At 55.0% G+C, this 21188-nt stretch carries 22 protein-coding genes; 9 read left to right on the top strand and 13 right to left on the bottom strand.

All coding sequences use genetic code 11. From position 1 onward, the window contains the following. Positions 1-129 precede the first annotated feature (129 nt). Positions 130-1179 (top strand): SDR family oxidoreductase, encoded by a 1050-nt coding sequence (locus tag AB4N73_RS08385; RefSeq protein ID WP_212621878.1) that lies wholly within the window; start codon positions 130-132, stop codon positions 1177-1179. Between the two features lie 108 nt (positions 1180-1287). On the opposite strand, the gene AB4N73_RS08380 is transcribed toward AB4N73_RS08385, so the two are convergent. From AB4N73_RS08380 to AB4N73_RS08370, 3 genes are all read right to left on the bottom strand, one after another. Beyond that, positions 1288-1902 (bottom strand): glutathione S-transferase family protein, encoded by a 615-nt coding sequence (locus tag AB4N73_RS08380; RefSeq protein ID WP_460099390.1) that lies wholly within the window; start codon positions 1900-1902, stop codon positions 1288-1290. 37 nt (positions 1903-1939) lie between these two features. Beyond that, positions 1940-2602, bottom strand: coding sequence for an EF-hand domain-containing protein (locus AB4N73_RS08375; protein WP_460143237.1), 663 nt, complete (start codon positions 2600-2602; stop codon positions 1940-1942). A gap of 206 nt (positions 2603-2808) precedes the next feature. Further along, positions 2809-3768, bottom strand: coding sequence for a LysR family transcriptional regulator (locus tag AB4N73_RS08370; protein WP_460143236.1), 960 nt, complete (start codon positions 3766-3768; stop codon positions 2809-2811). 62 nt (positions 3769-3830) lie between these two features. Between AB4N73_RS08370 and AB4N73_RS08365 the strand changes: the two genes are divergently transcribed. After that, positions 3831-4727, top strand: a complete 897-nt coding sequence (locus AB4N73_RS08365) for an NAD-dependent epimerase/dehydratase family protein (RefSeq protein ID WP_150734409.1) — start codon at positions 3831-3833, stop codon at positions 4725-4727. Positions 4728-4775: 48 nt separating this feature from the next. On the opposite strand, the gene AB4N73_RS08360 is transcribed toward AB4N73_RS08365, so the two are convergent. The 4 genes from AB4N73_RS08360 to AB4N73_RS08345 form a co-directional block, all read right to left on the bottom strand. After that, positions 4776-6176, bottom strand: a complete 1401-nt coding sequence (locus AB4N73_RS08360) for an efflux transporter outer membrane subunit (protein WP_212621877.1) — start codon at positions 6174-6176, stop codon at positions 4776-4778. Beyond that, positions 6176-9367 (bottom strand): efflux RND transporter permease subunit, encoded by a 3192-nt coding sequence (locus AB4N73_RS08355; protein ID WP_150734411.1) that lies wholly within the window; start codon positions 9365-9367, stop codon positions 6176-6178. The genes AB4N73_RS08360 and AB4N73_RS08355 overlap by 1 nt, the downstream gene beginning before the upstream one ends. A gap of 12 nt (positions 9368-9379) precedes the next feature. Beyond that, a complete protein-coding gene (mexE, locus tag AB4N73_RS08350; RefSeq protein ID WP_150734412.1) occupies positions 9380-10639 on the bottom strand; it encodes a multidrug efflux RND transporter periplasmic adaptor subunit MexE in 1260 nt (419 codons plus the stop codon). 141 nt (positions 10640-10780) lie between these two features. Then, positions 10781-11059: a LysR family transcriptional regulator gene (locus AB4N73_RS08345; protein ID WP_092280725.1), complete on the bottom strand. Its 279-nt coding sequence runs from the start codon at positions 11057-11059 to the stop codon at positions 10781-10783. Positions 11060-11227: 168 nt separating this feature from the next. Here AB4N73_RS08345 and AB4N73_RS08340 point away from each other — a divergent pair, with 168 nt between their 5' ends. Further along, positions 11228-11803: a TetR/AcrR family transcriptional regulator gene (locus AB4N73_RS08340; RefSeq protein ID WP_150734413.1), complete on the top strand. Its 576-nt coding sequence runs from the start codon at positions 11228-11230 to the stop codon at positions 11801-11803. A 62-nt stretch (positions 11804-11865) separates the two neighbouring features. Here the strand turns inward: AB4N73_RS08340 and AB4N73_RS08335 are convergent, their stop codons facing one another. The 3 genes from AB4N73_RS08335 to AB4N73_RS08325 are packed head-to-tail and all read right to left on the bottom strand — an operon-like array spanning position 11866 to position 13216. After that, on the bottom strand, positions 11866-12195 hold the full coding sequence (locus AB4N73_RS08335; RefSeq protein WP_092280721.1) for a YciI family protein: 330 nt from the start codon (positions 12193-12195) through the stop codon (positions 11866-11868). Positions 12196-12242: 47 nt separating this feature from the next. Further along, on the bottom strand, positions 12243-12572 hold the full coding sequence (locus tag AB4N73_RS08330) for a YciI family protein (protein ID WP_092280719.1): 330 nt from the start codon (positions 12570-12572) through the stop codon (positions 12243-12245). Between the two features lie 41 nt (positions 12573-12613). Next, positions 12614-13216, bottom strand: a complete 603-nt coding sequence (locus AB4N73_RS08325) for an NADPH-dependent F420 reductase (RefSeq protein WP_150734414.1) — start codon at positions 13214-13216, stop codon at positions 12614-12616. 110 nt (positions 13217-13326) lie between these two features. Between AB4N73_RS08325 and AB4N73_RS08320 the strand changes: the two genes are divergently transcribed. Beyond that, a complete protein-coding gene (locus AB4N73_RS08320; protein WP_212621874.1) occupies positions 13327-13962 on the top strand; it encodes a TetR/AcrR family transcriptional regulator in 636 nt (211 codons plus the stop codon). Here the strand turns inward: AB4N73_RS08320 and AB4N73_RS08315 are convergent. After that, positions 13959-14870, bottom strand: a complete 912-nt coding sequence (locus tag AB4N73_RS08315; RefSeq protein ID WP_460099374.1) for a LysR family transcriptional regulator — start codon at positions 14868-14870, stop codon at positions 13959-13961. The genes AB4N73_RS08320 and AB4N73_RS08315 overlap by 4 nt on opposite strands. A 150-nt stretch (positions 14871-15020) precedes the next feature. Here AB4N73_RS08315 and AB4N73_RS08310 point away from each other — a divergent pair, with 150 nt between their 5' ends. Then, positions 15021-15686 carry a glutathione S-transferase family protein gene (locus tag AB4N73_RS08310; RefSeq protein ID WP_212621873.1) on the top strand — a complete coding sequence of 222 codons (666 nt, stop codon included), beginning with the start codon at positions 15021-15023 and terminating at the stop codon, positions 15684-15686. A gap of 48 nt (positions 15687-15734) precedes the next feature. Here AB4N73_RS08310 and AB4N73_RS08305 read toward each other — a convergent pair whose 3' ends face one another. Continuing rightward, a complete protein-coding gene (locus tag AB4N73_RS08305) occupies positions 15735-16712 on the bottom strand; it encodes a zinc-dependent alcohol dehydrogenase family protein (protein WP_150734417.1) in 978 nt (325 codons plus the stop codon). Between the two features lie 126 nt (positions 16713-16838). Between AB4N73_RS08305 and AB4N73_RS08300 the strand changes: the two genes are divergently transcribed. Beyond that, positions 16839-17432, top strand: coding sequence for a TetR/AcrR family transcriptional regulator (locus tag AB4N73_RS08300; RefSeq protein ID WP_212621872.1), 594 nt, complete (start codon positions 16839-16841; stop codon positions 17430-17432). Here the strand turns inward: AB4N73_RS08300 and AB4N73_RS08295 are convergent. Continuing rightward, the gene (locus tag AB4N73_RS08295; protein WP_150734419.1) at positions 17429-18004 is read right to left on the bottom strand and encodes a TetR/AcrR family transcriptional regulator; all 576 of its coding nucleotides are present in this window, start codon (positions 18002-18004) and stop codon (positions 17429-17431) included. The two genes, AB4N73_RS08300 and AB4N73_RS08295, sit on opposite strands and share 4 nt — an antisense overlap. A 105-nt stretch (positions 18005-18109) precedes the next feature. Between AB4N73_RS08295 and AB4N73_RS08290 the strand changes: the two genes are divergently transcribed. The 3 genes from AB4N73_RS08290 to AB4N73_RS08280 all read left to right on the top strand — a co-directional run bounded on the left by AB4N73_RS08290 (position 18110) and on the right by AB4N73_RS08280 (position 21150). Then, positions 18110-18991: an NmrA family NAD(P)-binding protein gene (locus AB4N73_RS08290; RefSeq protein WP_092280705.1), complete on the top strand. Its 882-nt coding sequence runs from the start codon at positions 18110-18112 to the stop codon at positions 18989-18991. Positions 18992-19245: 254 nt separating this feature from the next. Then, positions 19246-20253 (top strand): alpha/beta fold hydrolase, encoded by a 1008-nt coding sequence (locus AB4N73_RS08285; protein WP_460143235.1) that lies wholly within the window; start codon positions 19246-19248, stop codon positions 20251-20253. 147 nt (positions 20254-20400) lie between these two features. Continuing rightward, positions 20401-21150, top strand: a complete 750-nt coding sequence (locus tag AB4N73_RS08280; protein ID WP_092280701.1) for an SDR family NAD(P)-dependent oxidoreductase — start codon at positions 20401-20403, stop codon at positions 21148-21150. The last annotated feature ends 38 nt before the right edge of the window (positions 21151-21188 follow it).

The following is a 21188-nucleotide window of genomic DNA, read 5'->3' as shown; positions in this document are numbered from 1 at the left end:
GTCGCGTGACGCCATTCTTATCTGCTCAGGAATTCTCATGGTGCTTTCGTTCAGCTATGGCAACAACCTTTCAAGCGCTCAAATTGCAGCCCGCCGTACGTGTGTCTGCATGACCAAGGAGGGCCGAGCATGAATACTCATCTTCATGCGTTGGTCGTTGGAGCCAGCGGCATCATCGGTAATGCGGTGGTGGAGACCTTGGTGGCAGATCCCCAATGGAGTGTCCGCGCCCTACGCCGCAGTCTGAACCCGGATGTCGATTCCATCGAGTGCGACCTCACAGATGCAGCAGCTACCAAGGCCGCACTGCGGGATGTCAGCGATATCACCCACGTTTTTTTCGCGGCTTACCAGCCCAATGGCAATGCTCTCATTGAGGCACAGACCAATGCGGCGATGTTGCGCAACGTCCTCGACGGGTTGAAAGCCGCTGGAGCCAACGTTCACCGGGTCGTGCTGTACCAGGGCGCGAAAGTCTACGGCGGCCACTTGGGCGGGCCGGTTCCTACGCCGTTTTACGAAGATGCGTCTCGGCATCTGGCGGCGAATTTGTATTTCGCTCAGGAAGACGTCCTGCGTGAACGCCAGCTCGCCGGCGAGTTAGAATGGTCAATTCTGCGGCCGGATGCCGTATTGGGCGACATCGCTGGCAATCCTTTCAATATCTCCATGGTCATCGGTGCTTACGCGGCACTGTGCCGCGAATCCGGCGTGCCACTCAAATTCCCCGGTTCGCCACACACCTATCGTGGCATTTACGCTCAATTAACAGATGCCCGCTGGCTTGGACGCGCAAGCCTATGGGCCGCAACTGCCGATAGTGCGCGCAATGAGGCCTTTAACTTAGTGGGTGAACCGTTCCGCTGGAATCACCTGTGGAAGAAGCTGGGTGAAGCCCTTGACTTGCCGATCGATGAGCCACAACCGATGTCGATGAGCACACACATGGCTGATCAGGCAGATGTTTGGCAGCACCTCGCAGAGAAACACGACTTGCAACCCATACCATTTGCACAGTTAGTGAACTGGGGGTTCGGAGACTTTGTGTTCAACTTCCAACAGGACCTGTTATCTGACATGGGTAAGATTCGCCGTGCCGGTTTCACAGAGCCTATGCACACCGAAGTCGCGTTGCTCGAAATGATTGCTAGCTTGCGAGCAAAACGCTTTTTGCCGTGATTTGTTTGGTATCCACACTGACGTTAAAAAACTCTTCCACACAACTACGCCAAGACGTTGAGATCTTGGCGACTAACCTTACCTCGCCAGCAACACTTACTCTCCCTGCTATTGGAAAGTGTTCAAGCCCCGCTGAACGGCGGGCCTTGCTTCGATGGCGTGAAACCATTCTGCCAGTCGAGGATGGCTTTTCCAGTCCAAACGGTCGCGAACAGATGAAGCGATCGTAAATGCAGAAATATCTGCCATAGAGAAACGATCTCCGGCCATAAATCCCTGTGTCAGAAAACTCTCTGCAAAAATGAGCTGCTCGATGACACGCTCGCCCATCACTGCGGCGGCATCGTCCAATCCCGCTTGGCGTAGGAAGAATGCGGCGTGGCTAGGAGCAATAACGTCAGTCACGAAAAAGAAGTAGCGATCATAAACTCTGACAGTTTCTGGGCCGGGCCAAATTGGCGCGAGCTGACCTGGAACTTTGGCATCGGCGTATTGGATGATCGCGTTCGACTGATTGATGATCAGCACTGGCGTCTCCGAATGGTCGACCAGAGTAGGAACTTTACCGGCAGGATTGAGAGCCTTGTAGGGTACGTCGCGCTGTTCATGTGCCCACAGATCCACTTTTCTGGCAGCGTAGGCAATACCCGCTTCTTCCAACGCAATTGCAGCCCGAAAACTGTTTCCTGTGTTTGCGCCATACAGCTCTATCAAATTGTTCATAAGACACTCTTATGGAGTTCAGAGTCCAAGCAGTGAATCAATCGTTATGGCGTGACCAGAACGCGGTGGCGACGGCCAAACCCTGAGCCAGGAACTGGTTGGTAGCGGTGTCGTTTACACTGCCATCCGCATTGCGTGTGTAGGTGTCGATGAGCCTCTGAAACAGTTCGGTGTTCTGGCTGCCGCCCGACTTGATACCGGCGTAGTACTCATCAAGCGATAGGCTGCCATCACCAGACTTGTCGAAGATCTTGAACATGATTTGGGCGTTGGCGTCGCTGACTCCAGCGCGATTTAGCTGCTTCACGAAACGGCTGCGATCGAGATCCTTGCCGCCGCCTGCTTGAACGAAAAGCTGTGGCGCCCAAGCCTCGCTAAGCGGCATGGAGCTTTTGTCTACTCCAACTTTGATGATGCCGAGACGCACGCCCTCATTCCCTTCCTCAACGGTAAGAGTGATGTTTTTCTCACCTCGGGCGTAAGCGGCAAGCCCCGGAAATTTCTCTGCATCAACCTGTGAGGCAGGATTCTTCGCCGCCTCGCTAAGAGTCACTACAGTGGATGGAGATGGTTCGTTGACGACGTCGGCTGGACGGTCAGTATTTGTAGTTACATCGGTTGTCTGGGGTTTCGGCCTGGAAGTAAACAAGGCTTGTTGAGAGTATGTACCGGCTGCATTGCTGACGCTTGATACTGACATGCTGGAAGGCCCCACCATTGAGCTTACGTTGGACTACCAACAACATTGATAGCGATCGCTATCATTAAAGAGAATCTAACAGCTCAATGAAAAAATCAGCAAAGTTTTTTTCTTTTTGGGGAGCGGAATATCGGATTCACGCGATTGAATAGAGCAGCATCCAGTAAGGCCTACAAGCTTTACAGCTCAACCCAGCTTGTTGCCACTCAAAGCGACAGCACCTCTGAAAGAAACTCCGTGAAAAGCCGTACTTTTTGCGAAGGTACCCGTCCGGCAGGGTAAACGGCGTTGACCTCAATTGAATCCAGCGACCAGTCCGGCAACACAGAAATCAGTTGCCCAGAGTCCAACTCAGCTTCACATATCCAAGCAGACGCAATGGTCAATCCTAGCCCCGAACATGCGCTGGCCAAGGCAGCCTCTGCCGAAGCGACACGGATACGCGGTGACATCTTCACCACCGTCGATACGCCATCACGGCTGAAATTCCAGCCCGGACTTGCTGACCCGCCAGGCCCTGCAATGCAGTGAAAATTCACCAGATCCGATGGATGCTGAGGAGTGCCCACGGCATCCAAAAACGATGGCGAGGCAACCAGCAACCTGTGCTCAATTGCTAGCCGCTTGAAACCAAATGACGAGTCTTCCAATTCACCAAAACGGATCGCCATATCAGCGCCTTCAGCTACTAAATCATGCATTCTGTCCAACGTCAGAAGCTCCAGTTTCAGCTCAGGATGAATTGCCAAAAATCTCGACAACTGGGGGATGACGATCCTTCCCGCCAGGATGGAGGGCAGCGCCACTCGCAGTACACCTTTCAGGCTGTCCATCCCCATCGCGACGTGGTCGGCCTCCTCCAAATCAAACAGAATTTGCCGTGCTTTTTGCAAAAAAACCTGTCCGGCCTCCGTTGGTACAATTCGACGGGTACTACGCAGCAATAGCCGCGTATTTAATCTTGATTCGAGTTCAGAAATTATTCGAGAGATGGAGGGCTGAGATAATCCAAGCTCCCGGGCTGCTGCCGAAAAGCTCGCTGTCTCAGCCGCTCTCACGAACACCTTTAACTCTTGGAAACGATCACTCATTTTTATCTCGGATAGGTGATATTCATAATCAGCCGATAGTCTCCATTTTGCGAATACCGCACCATTCTTCAACACGCTCTGCGCCGCGCTGTGATGCACAGCGTGGTGAGCTAAAACGCCACCACAGAGGATTGAAGATGAAAGTATTTGTCACTGGAGCATCGGGTTACTTAGGCGGTTCCATCAGCCACCGCTTGGTCGAAAACGGACATGAGGTTATCGGCTTGGTAAGGACGGCTGCACAAGCTGAATGGCTGGAAGCACGGAACATTGCTGCGCAGATCGGAACGCTTGATGACGCCGATTTGCTTCAAGAGATCGCGCGCTCCGCCGACGCCACTATCAATGCCGCGAACTCAGATCATTACTTCTCCATTCGAGCATTGATCACTGCGTTGGCCGGTACTGGGAAAACGCTCATCCATACCAGCGGAGCCAGCATCGTCTGTGACGACGCGATGGGAGGTGAACCTAGTCAGGCCATTTACGGAGATGATCAGCCTTTCACACCCATGCTGCACCGCGTGCCCCGAATTGAAATCGATCGCATGGTCAGGACTGCGGGCGTCAACCAAGGTTTGCGCGCATTTGTAATCAGCCCGTCGACGGTTTACGGCAACGGCCTAGGCATGAAAGTCGTGAGTGACCAATTACCCAAAATCGTCGCGAAATCCAAAGAACTGGGTGCCGGGGTTTACATCGGCAGCGGCAAAACGATCTGGTCCAACGTCAACATCAACGACCTTGTGGATCTTTACCTTTCAGCCTTGGAACGCGCGCCATCCGGAGCATTTTTCTTTGCAGAGAATGGTGAAAGCACCTTCGAATCAATCGCGCGCGCAGTGAGCAAGTCCCTTGGCTTCGAAGGCAAAACCCTAAGTTGGGACATAAATGATGCGATGTCTGAACTAGGTGGTTTCGCTCGGATTGCGCTGGCGACAAACGCACGTGTACGCGCCATCAACGCGCGCAAGCTTTTGGATTGGCAACCTAGTGGTCCGTCGCTTGAGCAAGCAGTTGAACAAGGGCTCTGATTAACAAACCGTCTCAGCGATGCAAATCGCTGAGACTTAGGGGCCTGATCAACCTTTATCGCTATCCCAGCCTCCTCCCAGTGCTTTGTAGATCGCAACGATCGCACGGTATTGATCGGTTTCGCCGAGCGCCTGAGCATCCTCGGCGTTGAGGCGCTCACGCTGTGCGTCCAATAACACCAGATAATCCACGGTCCCTTCTTTGTATTGGATGGCTGCCAGATCAGCTGCTGCACGGCTCGACTCACTCTGCCGGATCAGCGATAGCAGCCGTTGTTGGCGTTTTCCGTAATCACTGAATGCGTTCTCCGACTCTTCCAGAGCCAGCAACACTTGTTGCTCGTAGGTGGCCAAGGCGCCTTCAGCGTCGGCGTCGGCGCCACGAATGCGTGCGCGAACGCTGCCCAAGTCAAATGCCGCCCAGGTAATGCTAGGTCCGAGCCCCCAGGCTCTGGCAGCACTGGAGCCAATCTGCGAACCTCGGCCGGCGGTGAAACCCAGAAAGCCGCTCAAGCTCACCCTCGGGAACAGGTCTGCGGTGGCCACGCCGATATCCGCAGTGGCGGATGCCAGTCTGCGTTCGGCAGCGAGCACGTCCGGACGTCGGCGCAGCAACTCGGCTGGATCACCTACTGGCAGCGCTTTCGCGATGGCCGGCAAGTCCGCAGGGGCCAACGATACGCTCAGTTTATCCGGGCGCTCACCCAACAGCGTGGCGATTCGGTTTTGCTGCCGCACCTGCTCCGCTTGTAGCTGCGGAACAGTTGCCTCGACAGCAGCCAGACGCGCATCGGCGCGCACTACATCGAGTTCATTACCGACTCCGGCATCGCGCAGACTAACTGTTACGGTGCGCGAGTCCTGTTGGTTCTTCAGGTTCGCCAAGGCGATTTTTTCTCGCAGTTGGGCGCCGCGCAGTTGTCCGTAGGCGTCCACCAATTCGGCAATCATCGTCACGCGCAGTTGGTATAGATCGGCCGCTGCTGCGCCCTCCTGCGCATTACTGGACTCCAGTTGACGCTGGATACGCCCAAACAGATCGACTTCCCAAGCCATGTCCAAACCAAGATCGTAACGTTCCTGATTGACTCGGCGTTCCGTTTGGCCCGGCACTTGAGCCCGCCCTTGCTCGCTACTAATACGGCTTGTGACCACCGGCAAATTGTCATTGCTGACGTCATCGCGTATCGCCCGTGCCGCTTTCCAGCGAGCGAACGCAACACGAAGATCGCGGTTGCCTTGCAGGGATTTGCTCACTAACTGATTGAGCGTGGGGTCATCGAACTGTTGCCACCATACCGTTTCAAATCGCGACTGATCGTACTGGCTGGTGTGCGCTGCCGCGATCGTCGCGGGAGCGGTATCGGGTGCCTTGTAGTCCGGACCTACCGTGCAGGCTGCGAGGGCTAGAACCAGAAGGCTGGGTAAAAAAAGCTTAAGAGTGTTCATCAGTGTGCCTCCGGATTCGAAGCGTGGGTTTGCTCAGCCTTGCCAACCTTGCGGGCGTTTTTGCGTTCGATGTAGCGGCGAATCAACACGAAGAACACGGGTGTCAGTAGCAAGCCGAAGAAGGTCACGCCGAGCATCCCGGAGAACACCGCAACGCCCATGGCACGGCGCATTTCCGATCCGGCACCGGTCGATGTCACGAGCGGAATCACACCCATGATGAACGCAAACGAAGTCATCAGAATCGGGCGCAGACGCATACGGCAGGCTTCAAGCACCGCGTCCAGTGGCGACAGCCCTTGATCCTGTTTGTCCTTGGCGAACTCGACGATCAGGATCGCGTTTTTGCACGCCAGGCCCACCAGTACGATCAGGCCAATCTGGGTGAAGATATTGTTGTCGCCCTTGGAGATGATTACCCCCGCAATCGCCGACAACAGGGTCATCGGTACAATCAGGATCACCGCTAACGGCAGGCTCCAGCTTTCGTACAGTGCCGCCAATACCAGGAACGCCAACAGTACGCAGAGCGGGAACACCAGCAACGCGGTGTCGCCGGACAAAATCTGCTGGAAGGTCAGGTCGGTCCATTCGTAGGTCATGCCGTTGGGCAGTTCCTCCTTGAGCAGTTTTTCTATCGCTGCCTGAGCCTGGCCGGAGCTGTAGCCCGGTGCCGCGCCGCCGTTGATTTCCGCTGTGATAAAGCCGTTGTAGTGCATCACCCGATCCGGGCCGGAGGTCGGCGTGACCTTGACGAAGGTCGCCAGCGGGATCATCTCGCCACGGTCGTTGCGCACCTTCAACTGGCCGATCTGTTCAGGCTCCTGGCGGAACTGCTGTTCAGCCTGGACGTTGACCTGATATGTGCGGCCAAATCGATTGAAGTCGTTGGCGTACAGCGAGCCGAGATAGACCTGCAAGGTGTCGAAAATATCGCTAATCGCCACGCCGTGAGTCTTGGCTTTCTCGCGATCGATGTTTGCTTCGACCTGCGGCACGTTGACCGTGTAGCTGGTGAACAGGTTGGCCAATTCCGGTACCGAACGGCTTTTGGTGATGATGTTCATGGTTTCCTTGTACAGCTCGTCGTAGCCCAAGTTGCCCCGGTCCTCGATCTGCAAACGGAAACCACCGATGGTACCCAGGCCTTGTACCGGTGGTGGCGGGAACACCGCGATGTAGGCGTCCTGGATGCCGCCGAACTTGGCGTTCAGCGATGCGGAAATCCCCATCGCCGAAAGGCTCGGGTCGGTGCGTTCTTCGAAGTTGCTCAACCCGATGAACGCGATACCGGCGTTCGGGCTGTTAGTGAAGCCGTTGATCGACAGGCCCGGAAACGCCACGGCGCTGTCGAAGCCCGGTTCGTTCATGGCGATGGTGCTCATGCGACGGATTACATTCTCAGTGCGATCCAGGCTGGCGGCGTCTGGCAATTGGGCGAAGGTCACCAGGTACTTCTTGTCTTGCGTCGGCACGAACCCGGTTGGGGTGGTGCTGAAGCCCATGTAGGTCATCGCGATCAGGCCAGCGTAAATCAGCAACGCAACGCTACTGCCCCGAATGATCTTGGCTACTGCCACCACATAACCGTGGCTGGCCTTTTCGAAGAAGCGGTTGAAAGGTTTGAACAACCAGCCACCTAGCAAACGATCGAGCACTTTCGAGAAGCGATCCTTCGGCGCGCCGTGGGCCTTGAGCAATACCGCCGCCAGTGCCGGCGAAAGGGTCAGCGAGTTGAATGCCGAAATGACCGTCGAGATGGCAATGGTTAACGCGAATTGCTTATAGAACTGCCCGGTAAGGCCAGAGATGAACGCCGCCGGTACGAATACCGCACAGAGCACCAATGCCGTGGCGATGATTGGCCCCGTCACTTCGCCCATGGCTTTCTTGGTCGCTTCGATCGGCTCCAGCCCGCCCTCGATATTTCGCTCGACGTTCTCCACCACCACGATCGCATCGTCGACCACGATACCGATGGCCAATACCAGTCCGAACAGCGACAAGGCGTTAAGCGAGAATCCGAGCAGGTGCATCACGGCAAAGGTACCGATCAGCGAAACAGGTACCGCGACCAGGGGAATGATCGAGGCGCGCCAGGTTTGCAGGAACAGGATTACCACCAGCACCACGAGAATAAGGGCTTCGAACAGGGTGTGGACCACCGCCTCAATGGAGCTACGAACGAAGATAGTCGGGTCGTAAACGATCTCGAAATCCATGCCTTCCGGAAAGTTTTTCTTCAGCTCGGCCATTTTCGCCCGCACCTGGTTAGAGATGTCGATGGCGTTGGAACCGGGGCGCTGGAAAATCGGCATCGCTACCGCTTCCTGGTTGTTCAGCAAGGCGCGCAAAGCGTACTGGTTTGAGCCGAGTTCAACTCGGGCGATGTCCTTCAGGCGCGTTATTTCGCCGTTGGCACCGCTGCGAATGATCACGTTTTCAAACTCTTCTTCAGTGACCAGCCGTCCCTGGGAGTTGATCGACATTTGGAAACTGGTGGCATTCGGCGCCGGTGGCGCACCGAGTTGCCCAGCAGCGACCTGACGGTTTTGCTCACGTACCGCGCTGACTACATCAGTTGCGGTCAGATTGCGCGAAGCGGTCTTGTTTGGGTCGAGCCAAATGCGCAGCGAGTAGTCGCCCATACCGAACAACTGCACGTCGCCGATACCGTTCAGGCGGGCCAATTCATCCTTTACATTGAGGATTGCGTAGTTCGACAGGTAGAGCATGTCGTAGCGCTTGTCCGGCGACACCAAATGCACCAGCAACGTCAGTTCAGGCGAGGCTTTGTCGACGGTAATACCGATGCGCGTCACTTCTTCCGGCAGCTTTGGCTCGGTGCGGGTCACGCGGTTTTGCACCTGAACTTGGGCGTTGTCGAGATCGGTGCCGAGGGCGAAGGTCACTGTCAGAGTCAGGCGACCGTCAGCGGTTGATTGCGAGGACATGTACAGCATGTTCTCTACGCCAGTAATGGCTTGCTCCAGTGGAGCAGCCACCGTTTCCCCAATAACTTTTGGGTTGGCACCCGGATAGTTGGCGTGGACCACCACGGTCGGAGGAACCACCTCGGGGTATTCGCTGATGGGCAATTGGAACAGCGAGATAGTGCCAGCAATTAAAATCAGCAGAGACAGTACGGCGGCGAAAATTGGCCGCGTAATGAAGAACTGGGAAAATTTCATGTCAGATCTCCATTAACCGCGAGGCGAAATCGCAGTTTCCGTCTTCACCAGTTCGGGTGATTTGACAGAGACGGGCGACTGGATGACGGGACGATTACTGGCTTCAATTGCCTGACGCTGGCTCGCCAGTGTGGCAACCGTTTCCGGGCTAGCCATTGGCGCATCCTGCGGATCAATCACCGCGCCAGGACGAACGCGTTGAAGGCCGTTGATGACAATGCGATCTTCTTTCTGCAAACCACTGCGAACGATGCGCAGCCCCTCAAGCTTTGGTCCCAGATCGACGCTGCGATAGACAGCTTTGTTGTCTTTATCGACGACCAGCACAAACTTCTTGCCGAGGTCAGTCCCCACCGCTTCGTCTTTGATCAGCAAGCCGGGGTAGGCAGCGCTGCCGACTAACTTCAAGCGGGCATACAGTCCGGGGGTGTACTGACCGTCAGCGTTATCGAATACCGCGCGGCCGCGAATAGTGCCGGTTTTCGAGTTGACCTGGTTGTCGACAAAGTTCATCTGCCCAACGTGGCTGTTGCCCTCCTCGTTTGACAGGCCCATGTACACCGGAGTGGCTTGACCGCGCTGTCCTTGGCGGGAAAGCAGACTGTATTTAAGGAACATGCGCTCGTCAGCATCGAAATAGGCGTAGACCTTATCGGTGGAGACAACGCTGGTAAGCGGCGTGGTGTCAGCGGTGACGATGTTGCCGGCGGTGATTTCCGCCCGACTGACTCGACCGGTGATCGGTGCGGTAACGCGGGTGAAACTGAGGTTCAAGCGTGCGAGATCCAGCTGCGCCTGAATGGCATCGACACCGGCCCGCGCTTCTTGTGCAGTGGTAGTGCGAGTGTCGGCTAACTCTGCGGAAATCGCGTTGCTGCTTAACAAGCGCTGGCCGCGCTGAGCTTCATTGCCTGTGCGAACCAAAGTTGCTCGGGCTTGTTGCAGCTGCGCTTCGATGCGATGGACTTCATGTTCGAACGGACGTGCATCAATCTGAAACAGCAAATCACCTCTTTTTACCAGCGCACCATCGGTGAAGGCCACACGGTCGATCTGACCCGAAACCCGAGGACGAACCTCGACGGTTTCTGGCGCCTCCAGTCGAGCGGTGACTTCATCCCACTCGGTGATGGGCTGTTCGAGCACCTTGGCAACGGTGACGTGTGGCGCTGCTGAAGCCAACGCTGCATCAGGTGTGCGGTCACACGCTGCCAGAACTGTCAGGGCCAACGCAGCAAGAGGATAACGCAAAGGTTTTAGTGACTGTTCCATGGGATGTGTCCGCCAGACGGGTTTAGGGATTTGTGGATTCTCGGCCTCACGCGAGGCCTCGACGAATTGAACGGAGTGAACTTAGGTATCACTATTAATGATAGGCATCATGTTTAAAGCCGAAAGAAGAATTGGCCCTGTTCAACCCTTGGTATCCGCAAGAGCAACACAAACAGAATCAAGCGCCGGGCCCAGCATTTGCGCTGCACTTAAAGCTCTAGGCGTTGGCACCATTGTGCGACCATTGCGCTCAAACAATGGGTCGTTGAACAGCCTACGAAGTCGGATCAACGCAGCGCTCACCGCTGGCTGGCCGAGCGATAGCCTCTTACCTGCACGAGTTAAGTTACGTTCCTGGATGAGCGTTTCGAAGACAACGAGCAGGTTCAAATCGATACTGCGCAGCTCATTACGTTTCATGGGACAGATCCCCGTATAGATTTTGACTAGAGTCGCAGACTCGGGACACGCCTAGCATCGCGGAGGCCCGATAGACGTTCGTCTACGACGTTATATGATCACCGTAATCAATGCTAGCATCGTAGCAAACCGGTCCAAGCAGGTTCGCCTGTCCTAGAGGAACACCTCATGAAAGTCACGAAAGAACAAGCGGCGGCGAATAAGGAGGCGATCCTCACCGCTGCATCCCGCCTATACCGCGAAAAAGGTATAGATGGAATTGGCATTGGTGAACTCTCACGATCAGTGGGTCTGACCCATGGCGGATTTTACGGACAGTTTCCTGGCGGAAAGGAACAGCTAGCATCGGAAGCCGTCAGCAGAACCTTCGAGTCAAACATCCAGGAGTGGCAGAGCGCAAAATCCATCTCAGAACTCATACAGGGTTACTTGACGCAAGCGCATCTGGATAACTGGATGGAGGGCTGCCCCATCCCCGCTTTAGGTGCAGACGTCGCTCGCACTGGCGGTGCAGTCAGCAGTGCGTTTACCAAAGGTATTGAGGACTTGATTGAAACGCTGATGGCGCTGGTCAAAGGCGAAACTCATGACGAGAAGTACCGGGAATCTCTTCGCATACTTTCCTCAATCGCTGGTGCAATGCTGATTGCCAGAGCGCTGGACAGCCCTCAATTATCTGAGCAGTTCTTGCAGTCGGTCATCAGTGGCTGGCCTGCCGCGCCTGAAAAAAAGAGCGGGCTGTAAAGCGCCGCTCAAAGGATGAAAACTAAACCCCGAAGAACATCATATGAGTCTTCCTGGGCTTATCAGGTATGGAACGGCACCCACATCATCTTCACTTCGACATTCAGTAGGCCTGACTTAACCGTTGGATCGTCAGTGCCGATCTTGATGGCTTCTTCGAGGTCAGCGGCCTTGAAGATCGTCATGCCACCGTCTGCCAGCACACCGTTGAGGCCACCGGCTTTCTCCATGAACGGCCCGCTGAGCACGGTGAGGCCTTTCTCCTGCATTTCGATCATGTAGCCCACGTGATCCATGAACCCAGGCTGTTCGTTGTACTTAACGCCTTGAACCCAGTTCGGGCCCGGCGATTGGAAGGCGACAAAGTAGTGCGGGCCGTTTTCGTCAATCATGATTGTTACTCCAAAAGGAAAATGGGGGATTCAAAAGCGATGTGCTGTCAGGTATGGAATGGGACCCACATCATTTTGACTTCGAGGTTTAGGAAGCCGGACTTGACCGTTGGATCGTCGCCGGCGATTTTTTTTGCGTCTTCAAAATCAGCGGCCTTGAAAATCGACATGCCGCCGTTTGCCAACACTCCATTGAGCCCGCCCGCCTTTTCCATGAAAGGGCCGCTGAGCACAATCAGCCCCTTCTGATGCAGTTCGATCATGTAATTCACATGAGTCATAAATTCAGGTTGTTCGTTGTATTTCACGCCCGGTACCCATTTCGGCCCTGGGGTGTGAAAGGCTACAAAATAGTGTGGCCCGTTTTCGTCAATCATCGTTTTGCACTCCAGAAGGATAGTTTGTTTAGAAAGAATGATTATTGAGGGAGTAAGAAGTCGTGCCCGGCCAGAGGGCCGCCGGCCTGTTGCATTTTTCCACCCTCTTTGAGTTCCCCGAGATCGACGGTGCGAAAGCCAATCTTGTGAATAAACTCGGTCACGAATTCTTTGGCTTCGCTGTCATCGCCTGACACGAACAGCACCCTTCGACCTTGGTTGTGGACGGGGCCAGCATTGAAGTTAGCCATTTCAAGATTGTTGAACGCCTTAACCACCCTCGCTCCCGGTGCCAGTTCGGCAACAATTTCACTCGCGCCACGCCCTCCAAGGTCGTCAAACACCCACTCGGGCGTTGTCTCCAAAAACGGGTTAGTAGCATCAATTAGGATTCGGCTGTTCCAAGCTGGCAGTCCGTTGAGAACTGTCTTGATAGTTGTCCAAGGCGTAGCTAGCAGCACCACTGGTGCTGCGGCGGCTTCGGCGAGCGTGACGACGGAAGCCTTAGGCCCCAACTGCGACAGTGCATCGCCCAATTTAGTCGCTCCGCTGCGATTACTCAGCAAGACCTCATGGCCCTGATCAATCGCGTGCTTAGCAATGGACAGCGCCACAGTGCCCGAGCCCAACATCCCAATTTTCATAAAAGCGACCTCATTAGCGATGCGTTAAATCCAGGGAAATGTTTTTTGGAGTGATCACTCCGATATGCAATACTATGGCGATGGAAATCCCCTCGTCAAGGAATATTGGAGTGATTGAACCAAAATTATCTGAACCCAAAAAACGTGGTCGCGGGCGGCCATCGAATTTCGACCGGGCGATTGCCGTACACCAAGCAATGAAATTGTTTTGGGAGTCGGGCTACGAAGGCACATCCTTCGAAAGCCTGATTGCGGTTATGGGAATCAGTGCGTCGAGCTTTTACAACTCGTTTGGGGGTAAAGAGCAGCTCTACGCAGAGGCGACTAATGCCTATCTGGCAGCGTCAGGTGAGTGGTTTCTCGGCATCTTGAATGATGCGACTGACACGCGAACCGCCTTCAGACGATTGATGGAGGCGACCGCTACCGAGTTCACCCGAGACGATCTACCCTCCGGCTGCATGATTTCCGTAGCATGCGTTCACGTTCCTCCAGCGTTGCATTCGGTTCGCGAAATGATGACCGAGCACAGATCGATGGCACGCCATGCAATGGAGGCGAGGATTCAGCGCGGCATCGATGAAGGTGACGTGTCCGCCGACACCAATGTCAAAGCATTAGCCGCCTACTTCAATGTGCTGGCCCGAGGATTGGCTGTGCAAGCCAGAGATGGTGCAACTTCTGACCAACTTCTGGAGATCGTGCAGATCGCCATGCAAGCGTTTCCAGCTGGCCCAGAGCTTTAGTCTGGCCCTCTAAGCCACGGATTGTTCTGGAACTCTTCCACTAGGAAATCCACCATCACGCGGGTCTTCTGTGGGATCCAGGATGAGGCAGGCATCACCGCATAGATGGGAACGAAAGCGGCGTCGTAATCTGCCAGGAGCCTAACCAATCTACCGGCCTCCAGATCCTCGCCGCAGGCCGACAATGGCGCTCTCAAAACTCCAAGCCCTGCGATCGCGGCTTCGCAAAGCGCTTCAAACACGTTCACCCGATAGGATCCCTGAACTTCAACCGACACTATCTCACCGTTGACATCGCTGAACGTCCACTCGAAAGGCGTCGGGTTGCGCAGGTAAATCAGGCACGGTACACGAGCCAAATCACGAGGATGAAGAATCGCTGGATGGTCCTCCAGGAACGCCGGCGAGGCTACGGTGACCGGTTGCAGAGCACCAAGTTTTCGCGCTTGGTGAGAGCTATCTTTCATTTCGCCAACGCGGATAGACACGTCTACGCCATCGCGAATCAGATCTGTCGCCGAATCACTCAGGAAATGCTCCAACACAATGTCGGGGTAGCGCTGGAAAAAGCGCGGCAGTAACGGAGTCAATTGCTTTCGCCCGAGCAGAATTGGTGTAGCGATACGTAAGGTGCCTGAAGGCGTCTGACGGGTATTGAATACATCTCCTAAAGCCATGGCGTATTGCTCAAGAATAAGCTTCGCCTGCTCATAAAACCGCTCACCGGCATCGGTCAAAAACAACCGGCGGGTGGTACGTGAAAATAGCTTCGCCTGTAACTGTTTTTCCAAATCGGTAATTTGCTTGCTGACCGTAGATTGACTGATCGACAGCTCAATCGCCGTGCGCGAAAAGCTGCCGATCTCGACAACCCTCACGAAGATTTCTAACGCCGAAAATCTGTCCACACCGCCCCTCTACCGCTGTCATACCCGGCCTGCATATATATTCCGGCCGGCGATAAATTTTATCGCCGGCCAACCAATTATCACTTTTGAACCGCTCTATTAGTCTGGCTCTGCGCAACGCCCTTAACATTCAGTTTTATGGAGTCAGTCATGACCATCAGCATCTACGGCGACAGTGGTTCCGGCAGTTTTCGCCGCGTATGGACCGCTGCAAAACACATGGGCATTCAGTTCGAACATATCCCGGTCGACTTGTTGAAAGGCGAAAGCCAAGCGCCGGAATTTCTGGCGATCAGCCCGGTCGGTCGCGTACCGGTCTTGGTCGATGGCGATATCGTCATCTCCGAAGCTTCGGCCATCAACCTCTACTTGGCGGAGAAGTTCGACTCGCCGCTGTTGCCCAAGGGCACCGCCCGGTATGAAACCTTGCAGTGGATGTTCTGGTCCGCTGAACACTGGCGCGTATTTTCGTCCTACCTTTTCAACGAACGCATCGGCAAACGCGTGATGGGCGTGGCGGAAGACCCGACTATGGTCGAGTTCATCTTCACCAACATCCGCAGCAACGCCGCCATGCTCGACAAACACCTCGAAGGCAAAAAATACATCGTCGGTGACCAGGTGACGCTGGCGGACTTCGATATCGCAGCACCGTTCTCGCAGATGGCCAGAACCAAAACGCCGTACGATGAATTCCCGAACATCATGGCTTGGCAGCAACGCCTGCTGGATGAAGTTCCGGCCTGGAAAGAAACCAAAGAGCTGCTGGACGACCGCATGGACCGAGCGTTTTCCGCGTTCGGTATCACGTTCTGATCTGACTGTGCGGGGGCGCCGAACATCGGCGCCTCCTCAACCAAACCGTCAGTGAGCCCCGTTGATCTCTAACAACACCTTGCCGCCTTTTTGAGTGTGGACGATGGCGTCCTTAAAGGCTGCCAGCGGATACACCTTTGCAACCGGTACTTGCAGACTTCCGGATCTGATCAACTCGACCGCTTCATGCAATATTTCAGGCACTTTCACCCTGAATGCGGGTTTGTTCTGATAAAAGTTGTGCATCGTGATGCTCTTTCTCATCAGCGGCCTGAGATCTCCCGGTGCAGACATGTCGCCGCTCATTTGTGCGTAGTTGACCAACGATCCCCCAGCCGATAACGCGCTAACCAATCGCGCAGTCGCCACTCCGCTGATGCCGCAGAGCGCCAAGCGCACTGCACCGTCACCGACCATGTCTTGAACGCGCTCAGTCGCATCATTTTCATCCACCAAAACAATGTCTCCACCAGCCGCTTCCACCTCAGCGACTTGCTCCTGTCGCCGCACAAAATTGACCGTCCGTAACCCGCGCCCCTTGGCGATGGCGATCACCGCCCTACCCACCCCGGAGTTCGCGCAATTCTGCACCACCCAATCGCCGGGTTTTAGGTCAACGAATTCACTCAGCAAAAGTGCCGCTGTGGGCGGATTGATACGCAACATGGCGAGCTGCTGAATATCCGCGTCCACGGGCAAAGCGAAGAGATCTGCGGCGGGAATGACCATCCGCTCGCGCCAGGTAAAGCTATAGAGCGGTGGCGTCACGCGATCCCCGACCTTTACATTGTCCACGCCCGCTCCAACGACCAACACGATACCAACGCCTTCGTTGCCGACAACACTCGGTAATGGCGGATGCACCGGAAACTTACCGCCAAACAACAGTAAATCGTTGTGGTTAACTGGGGCGAACTCTAGACCGATCAGCACCTCGCCCGATCCGGGTGGCGGTGGCTCAGCGATGTCGACCAACTCCAGACTTTCGAGGGGGTTGCCGTAAGCGTTGATCTGTATCGCTTTCATGTGGGAGTACCTGCGTGAGGGTTTAAATGTCCATGCCGAACACCTATCATAGTGATCGCCCGCAAAAGTATCCATTCTATTGGAAGCGATCACAATGAATGGATCAGTGTAGTTCAGGAGTGATGCGTGAAGGTTTCAAAAGAACAAAATGCTTACAACCGTGAAGCGCTCACTGCTGCGGCTTCCAGCCTGTTCCAGACGCAGGGCTTCGCCGCCACTGGCGTCGCGCAAATCAGCGAGGAGGCGGGACTAACCCAGGGTGGTTTTTACGGACATTTTAAATCTAAGAGCCGGTTGGTCGAAGCTGCTTGCCGGAAAGCTATGGCCAACGGTCGCGACTCATGGCGCGCCATGATGGGCACGGCTGCGAACGACTTGGAAACGCTAATTGACGCCTATGTGTCCCCCGAGCACGTCGAGGCCGTCGCTGAGGGCTGTCCGATGGCTGCTTATACATGCGAAATCAAAAGTCAGGATGAAGCCATCCAAAACACTTTCACCCACGGTTTTGAGGACATGGTCGCAATCCTCCAGGAAGTGCTGGCTCGGGATTTCGCGGATGAAACTGCTCGTCGCGAAGCATTGTTTTTCATGTGCAGTATGGTCGGCAGTGTCGCCATCGCGCGGGCGACCAAAACCACGAACCCTCTGCTTGCTGATGAAATCATTACGGCAACTAGACAGAATCTGAAGGCGGTTGCCAACTCAGCCGGTTCCTAAGCATCTGACAGCTCGGCGTGAGTCAGATGAGTTACCGCTGTCTCCAAAATTTCAGCTGACAGCGCCGAGCGCGATGCCATTCTCGACAAGGTGAGCGCCCCCATCATCGTGCACATCGCGACGAGTGCACGAGCGCGTTCCGACTCGCCTTTCTCAGATTTGGACTGAGCGACCAATAACTCGATGATCCTTTCCAGACCTTGGGTCGCGACCTGCTTTACCTGCTCGTTGCTCCGGACCAGTTCGCTCCCAAGCGCCGCATAGGGGCAGCTTTGCTCCAAGGCATCCCGGTGTAGAGGCGAAAGGTAATGCCCCACGATTGCATCAAAGCCTCCGTCGTCAGCGACCTTCTCCAGCTCTGACATTAGTCCGTCAACTGCTGCGCCGCATGCCTCTGCCACGACCTGATCCTTGGATTGAAAGTGGCGGTAGAAGCCGCCGTGCGTCAGGCCCGCCGCAGACATCAAACCAGAAAGTCCCGTCCCGCCAATACCGTTCTTGCGAAACTCGACGCTGGCAGCATCAACGATTCGTTGCCGGGTCTCGCTGGTTTCCTGCCGTGATTTGCGCATGCCAAAAATCCTGATCAATGGTGTTTGACTTAGATGTTACTTAACATCTATATTTATGACGAGCGTAATATTTAACCTTTCGCACCATAACCTGAGGCTACCAACATGACGCAAGCTACCATTCTCGTAACAGGCGCTACTGGTTACACCGGTCGTAGAACCGTCGAAATCCTTACCTCTAAAGGTGTTCCGGTTAGAGCCCTGGTGCACAAGGAAGATGAACGTTCGGCAGAGCTTCGTGCAATGGGCGCCGAAGTGGTGCTCGGTGATCTGCTGGACCTGAATGCCGTGCGCAGCGCACTCGAAGGTATTCGCACCGCCTACTTCGTGTACCCGATTACTCCGGGTTTGATTGATGCGACCGCTCGTTTCGCTCAAGCAGCGAAGGAAGCCGGCGTCGAAGCCGTCGTCAACATGTCGCAGATTTCCGCGAGACGCGAAGCCAAGAGCAATGCGGCGCTTGATCATTGGACGGCAGAGCGGGTTTTCGATTGGTCAGGACTGGCAATGACTCACCTACGCCCAACCTATTTTGCACAGTGGCTGATCTATCCCCATTTCCGCTCGCACATCCTGGAAAAAGGTGAGATCCGCCTACCGTTTGGTGAAGGCCGGCACGCCCCAATCGCCGCTGAGGATCAAGCTCGTCTGATTGCCGCCATTCTCGAAAATCCGAGCCAGCATGAAGGCCAAACCTACACCCTGCATGGCCCTACCGAGTTGAACCAGCAAGGTGTCGCCGACGCTATCGGCGAAGTGCTGGGGCGCAAAATCGCCTATCAGCAAATCAGCCTTGAAGAATACAAACACGAACTGCTTGAAGCAGGTTTACCTCCATTCGTCGTTCAACATCTGGTCGAAGTAGCGTTGGATTACCAGCATGGTGTGTTCGAAGGCGAAGACAAGATCATTCGAGAAGTCACCGGACAAGCGCCAATGACCGTGCAAGAGTTCGTCACTCTTCACAAAGATCTGTTCGACGTATGAAGACGGTGAGTTGAGCCTGTGTCATGCGCGGGCTCATCCTCTCTGAAAAACTTCGCGCTTGATCACGTTGATCGCGGGGCGCCCCGATGACGACGTTCTGCCTTGACACATTCATAGTGACCGCCTTCAATAAATCATGAAGGCTATTGCTCGTTATCTGTTGCTGAGCAATCGCAGGTGCTGCTGGATTTCCATTGAACTGGAAACCCATTCCCAAGTGGCTGATTTGCACGGGAACAAAACGGGGAAGAAAAATGAAAAGCCTCAAGCGCAGTGAGTTGTCACGCCGCGACGTACTCAAGCAATCCATGCTCTTGGCCGCAGCAATGGCGGCGATCAATCATGGCTCCGCTTGGGCAGCCACTTCAGAGTCGCCGGCACCTCCCAGTAACCCAAAACTCGCATCAGGTTTCACTGAAAAAATCGTATTGAGGGACAACCATCGAATCTACGTTCGCGACTATCCCGGCAAAGAACCTGCTTATGTCCTTCTGCATGGCTTTCCCGATAACTGTCGTATCTATGAAGACTTGGCCCCACGTCTGAGCGCCGCTGGCAGACGCGTCATCGCTTTCGATTTTCTTGGCTTCGGCGCGTCCGACAAACCAACAAACTTCCGCTACGACTTTGAACAGCAATTGGCCGACTTCAACGCTGTAGTCAATGATCTAAAATTGAATTCAGTCATCCCGGTCGGGCACGACGCAGGGGGGCCGGCAGCGGTCAACTTCGCACTGGATAATCAGGATCGCGTGGACTCGCTTGTTCTGCTCAATTGTTATTACGCCAACGCCTCAGTGCTGGCCTTTCCCGACTTCATTGAACTGTGCTGCAATCCGAAAACCAAACTTTTGGCCCACGCGATGATGACGGACCCTAAGCAAGCAGCTTACCTCTTCAATTTTCAGCAGGGCCTACTGTTGGCCAACATGACGCCGGCAATGAGGACGCGCTTCGAAACGGTGTTGCAACCTATCATTGCGCACAACTTCACCCAGCAGCCGAGTGCAATGCCCGCTTTCCTGGCCATGACCGGGAATGCGTACGCAAACCTTGCGGCAAATGACCGGCGCCGTCCTGAACTGGCTAAATTCAATAAGCCGGTCAAACTGATCTGGGGTGGTCTGGACAAATACCTCAACACGGCCGTCGCTAAAGATATCGCCAGCCATTGCCCTCACGCGACGCTGACGACACTCGATGCAGAACATTGGCCGCAGTTCGATCTGCCTGACGAGGTAGCCAAGCACATCCTGGCCTGACATAACCGGCCGTGTTCATGTCATGTTGATTTATTCCGCCTATCGATAGGTTTTATCGTGGCTCGGGCAATTATCACCCGCCCTTCTCCCGGTTATTTTTGGCTCAAGACTCATCAACGAAAGTCTTCAGCCATTACGGGATTCAGCATGACAAAATTATTTACCGGCAAAGTCGCCTTGGTAACTGGCGGGTCGCGTGGCTTAGGCGCAGCGACCGCCAAGGCCCTCGCCGAGCAAGGCGCCGACGTAGCCATCAGTTACGTGTTCGCCGAAGAGCAGGCACTCAACGTGATCGAGTACGTGACCGCTCAAGGCGTGCGAGGCGAAGCATTTCAAGCGGATCAGGCGGACGTCGACGCCGCGCAATCGCTTATTGATCGAGTAATGGCCAAGTTCGGCCGTATCGACATCCTCATCAACAACGCCTCCATCGATCAGCTGGGCAGAGTCGATGATCCCGCCCGCGACGCCGAAGCATTCGATCGCTTCTGGGCCGTTACGCTTTCGGGGTTCATGGCGACTGTGCGCGCGGCGTCCAAAGTACTCAGCGACCAAGGCCGAATCGTGATGATCGGCTCTAACCTAGGTAACCGACCTGGCATGTCGGGTATCGCCGATCTCGCAGCATTGCGTGCAGCCATCGATGGCTATTCCAGGGGGGTCGCCCGTGACCTGGCCGAGCGCAACATTACCGTCAACGTGGTGCACGCTGGGTTTATGAAAACCGACCTCAACGCACATCTGCGGGACGCTTTGGCGCCTTTGGTAGAGCGCTTGTGTTTCCCGCGATTTGGCCGACTGGAAGAAGTCGTTGCACCCATTCTCTTTCTAGCCAGCCCTGCCGCGTCCTACATCACTGGCACGATCATCGATGCCGATGGCGGCTACAACATCTAGTCGCCGCAGCACGCGGATGACTCGGCTGAAATTACTGG

Source organism: Pseudomonas sp. S3_B08, assembly GCF_054667725.1.
Note: the sequence above shows the minus strand (reverse complement) of the source record. Positions and strands in the feature narration are given on the sequence as shown.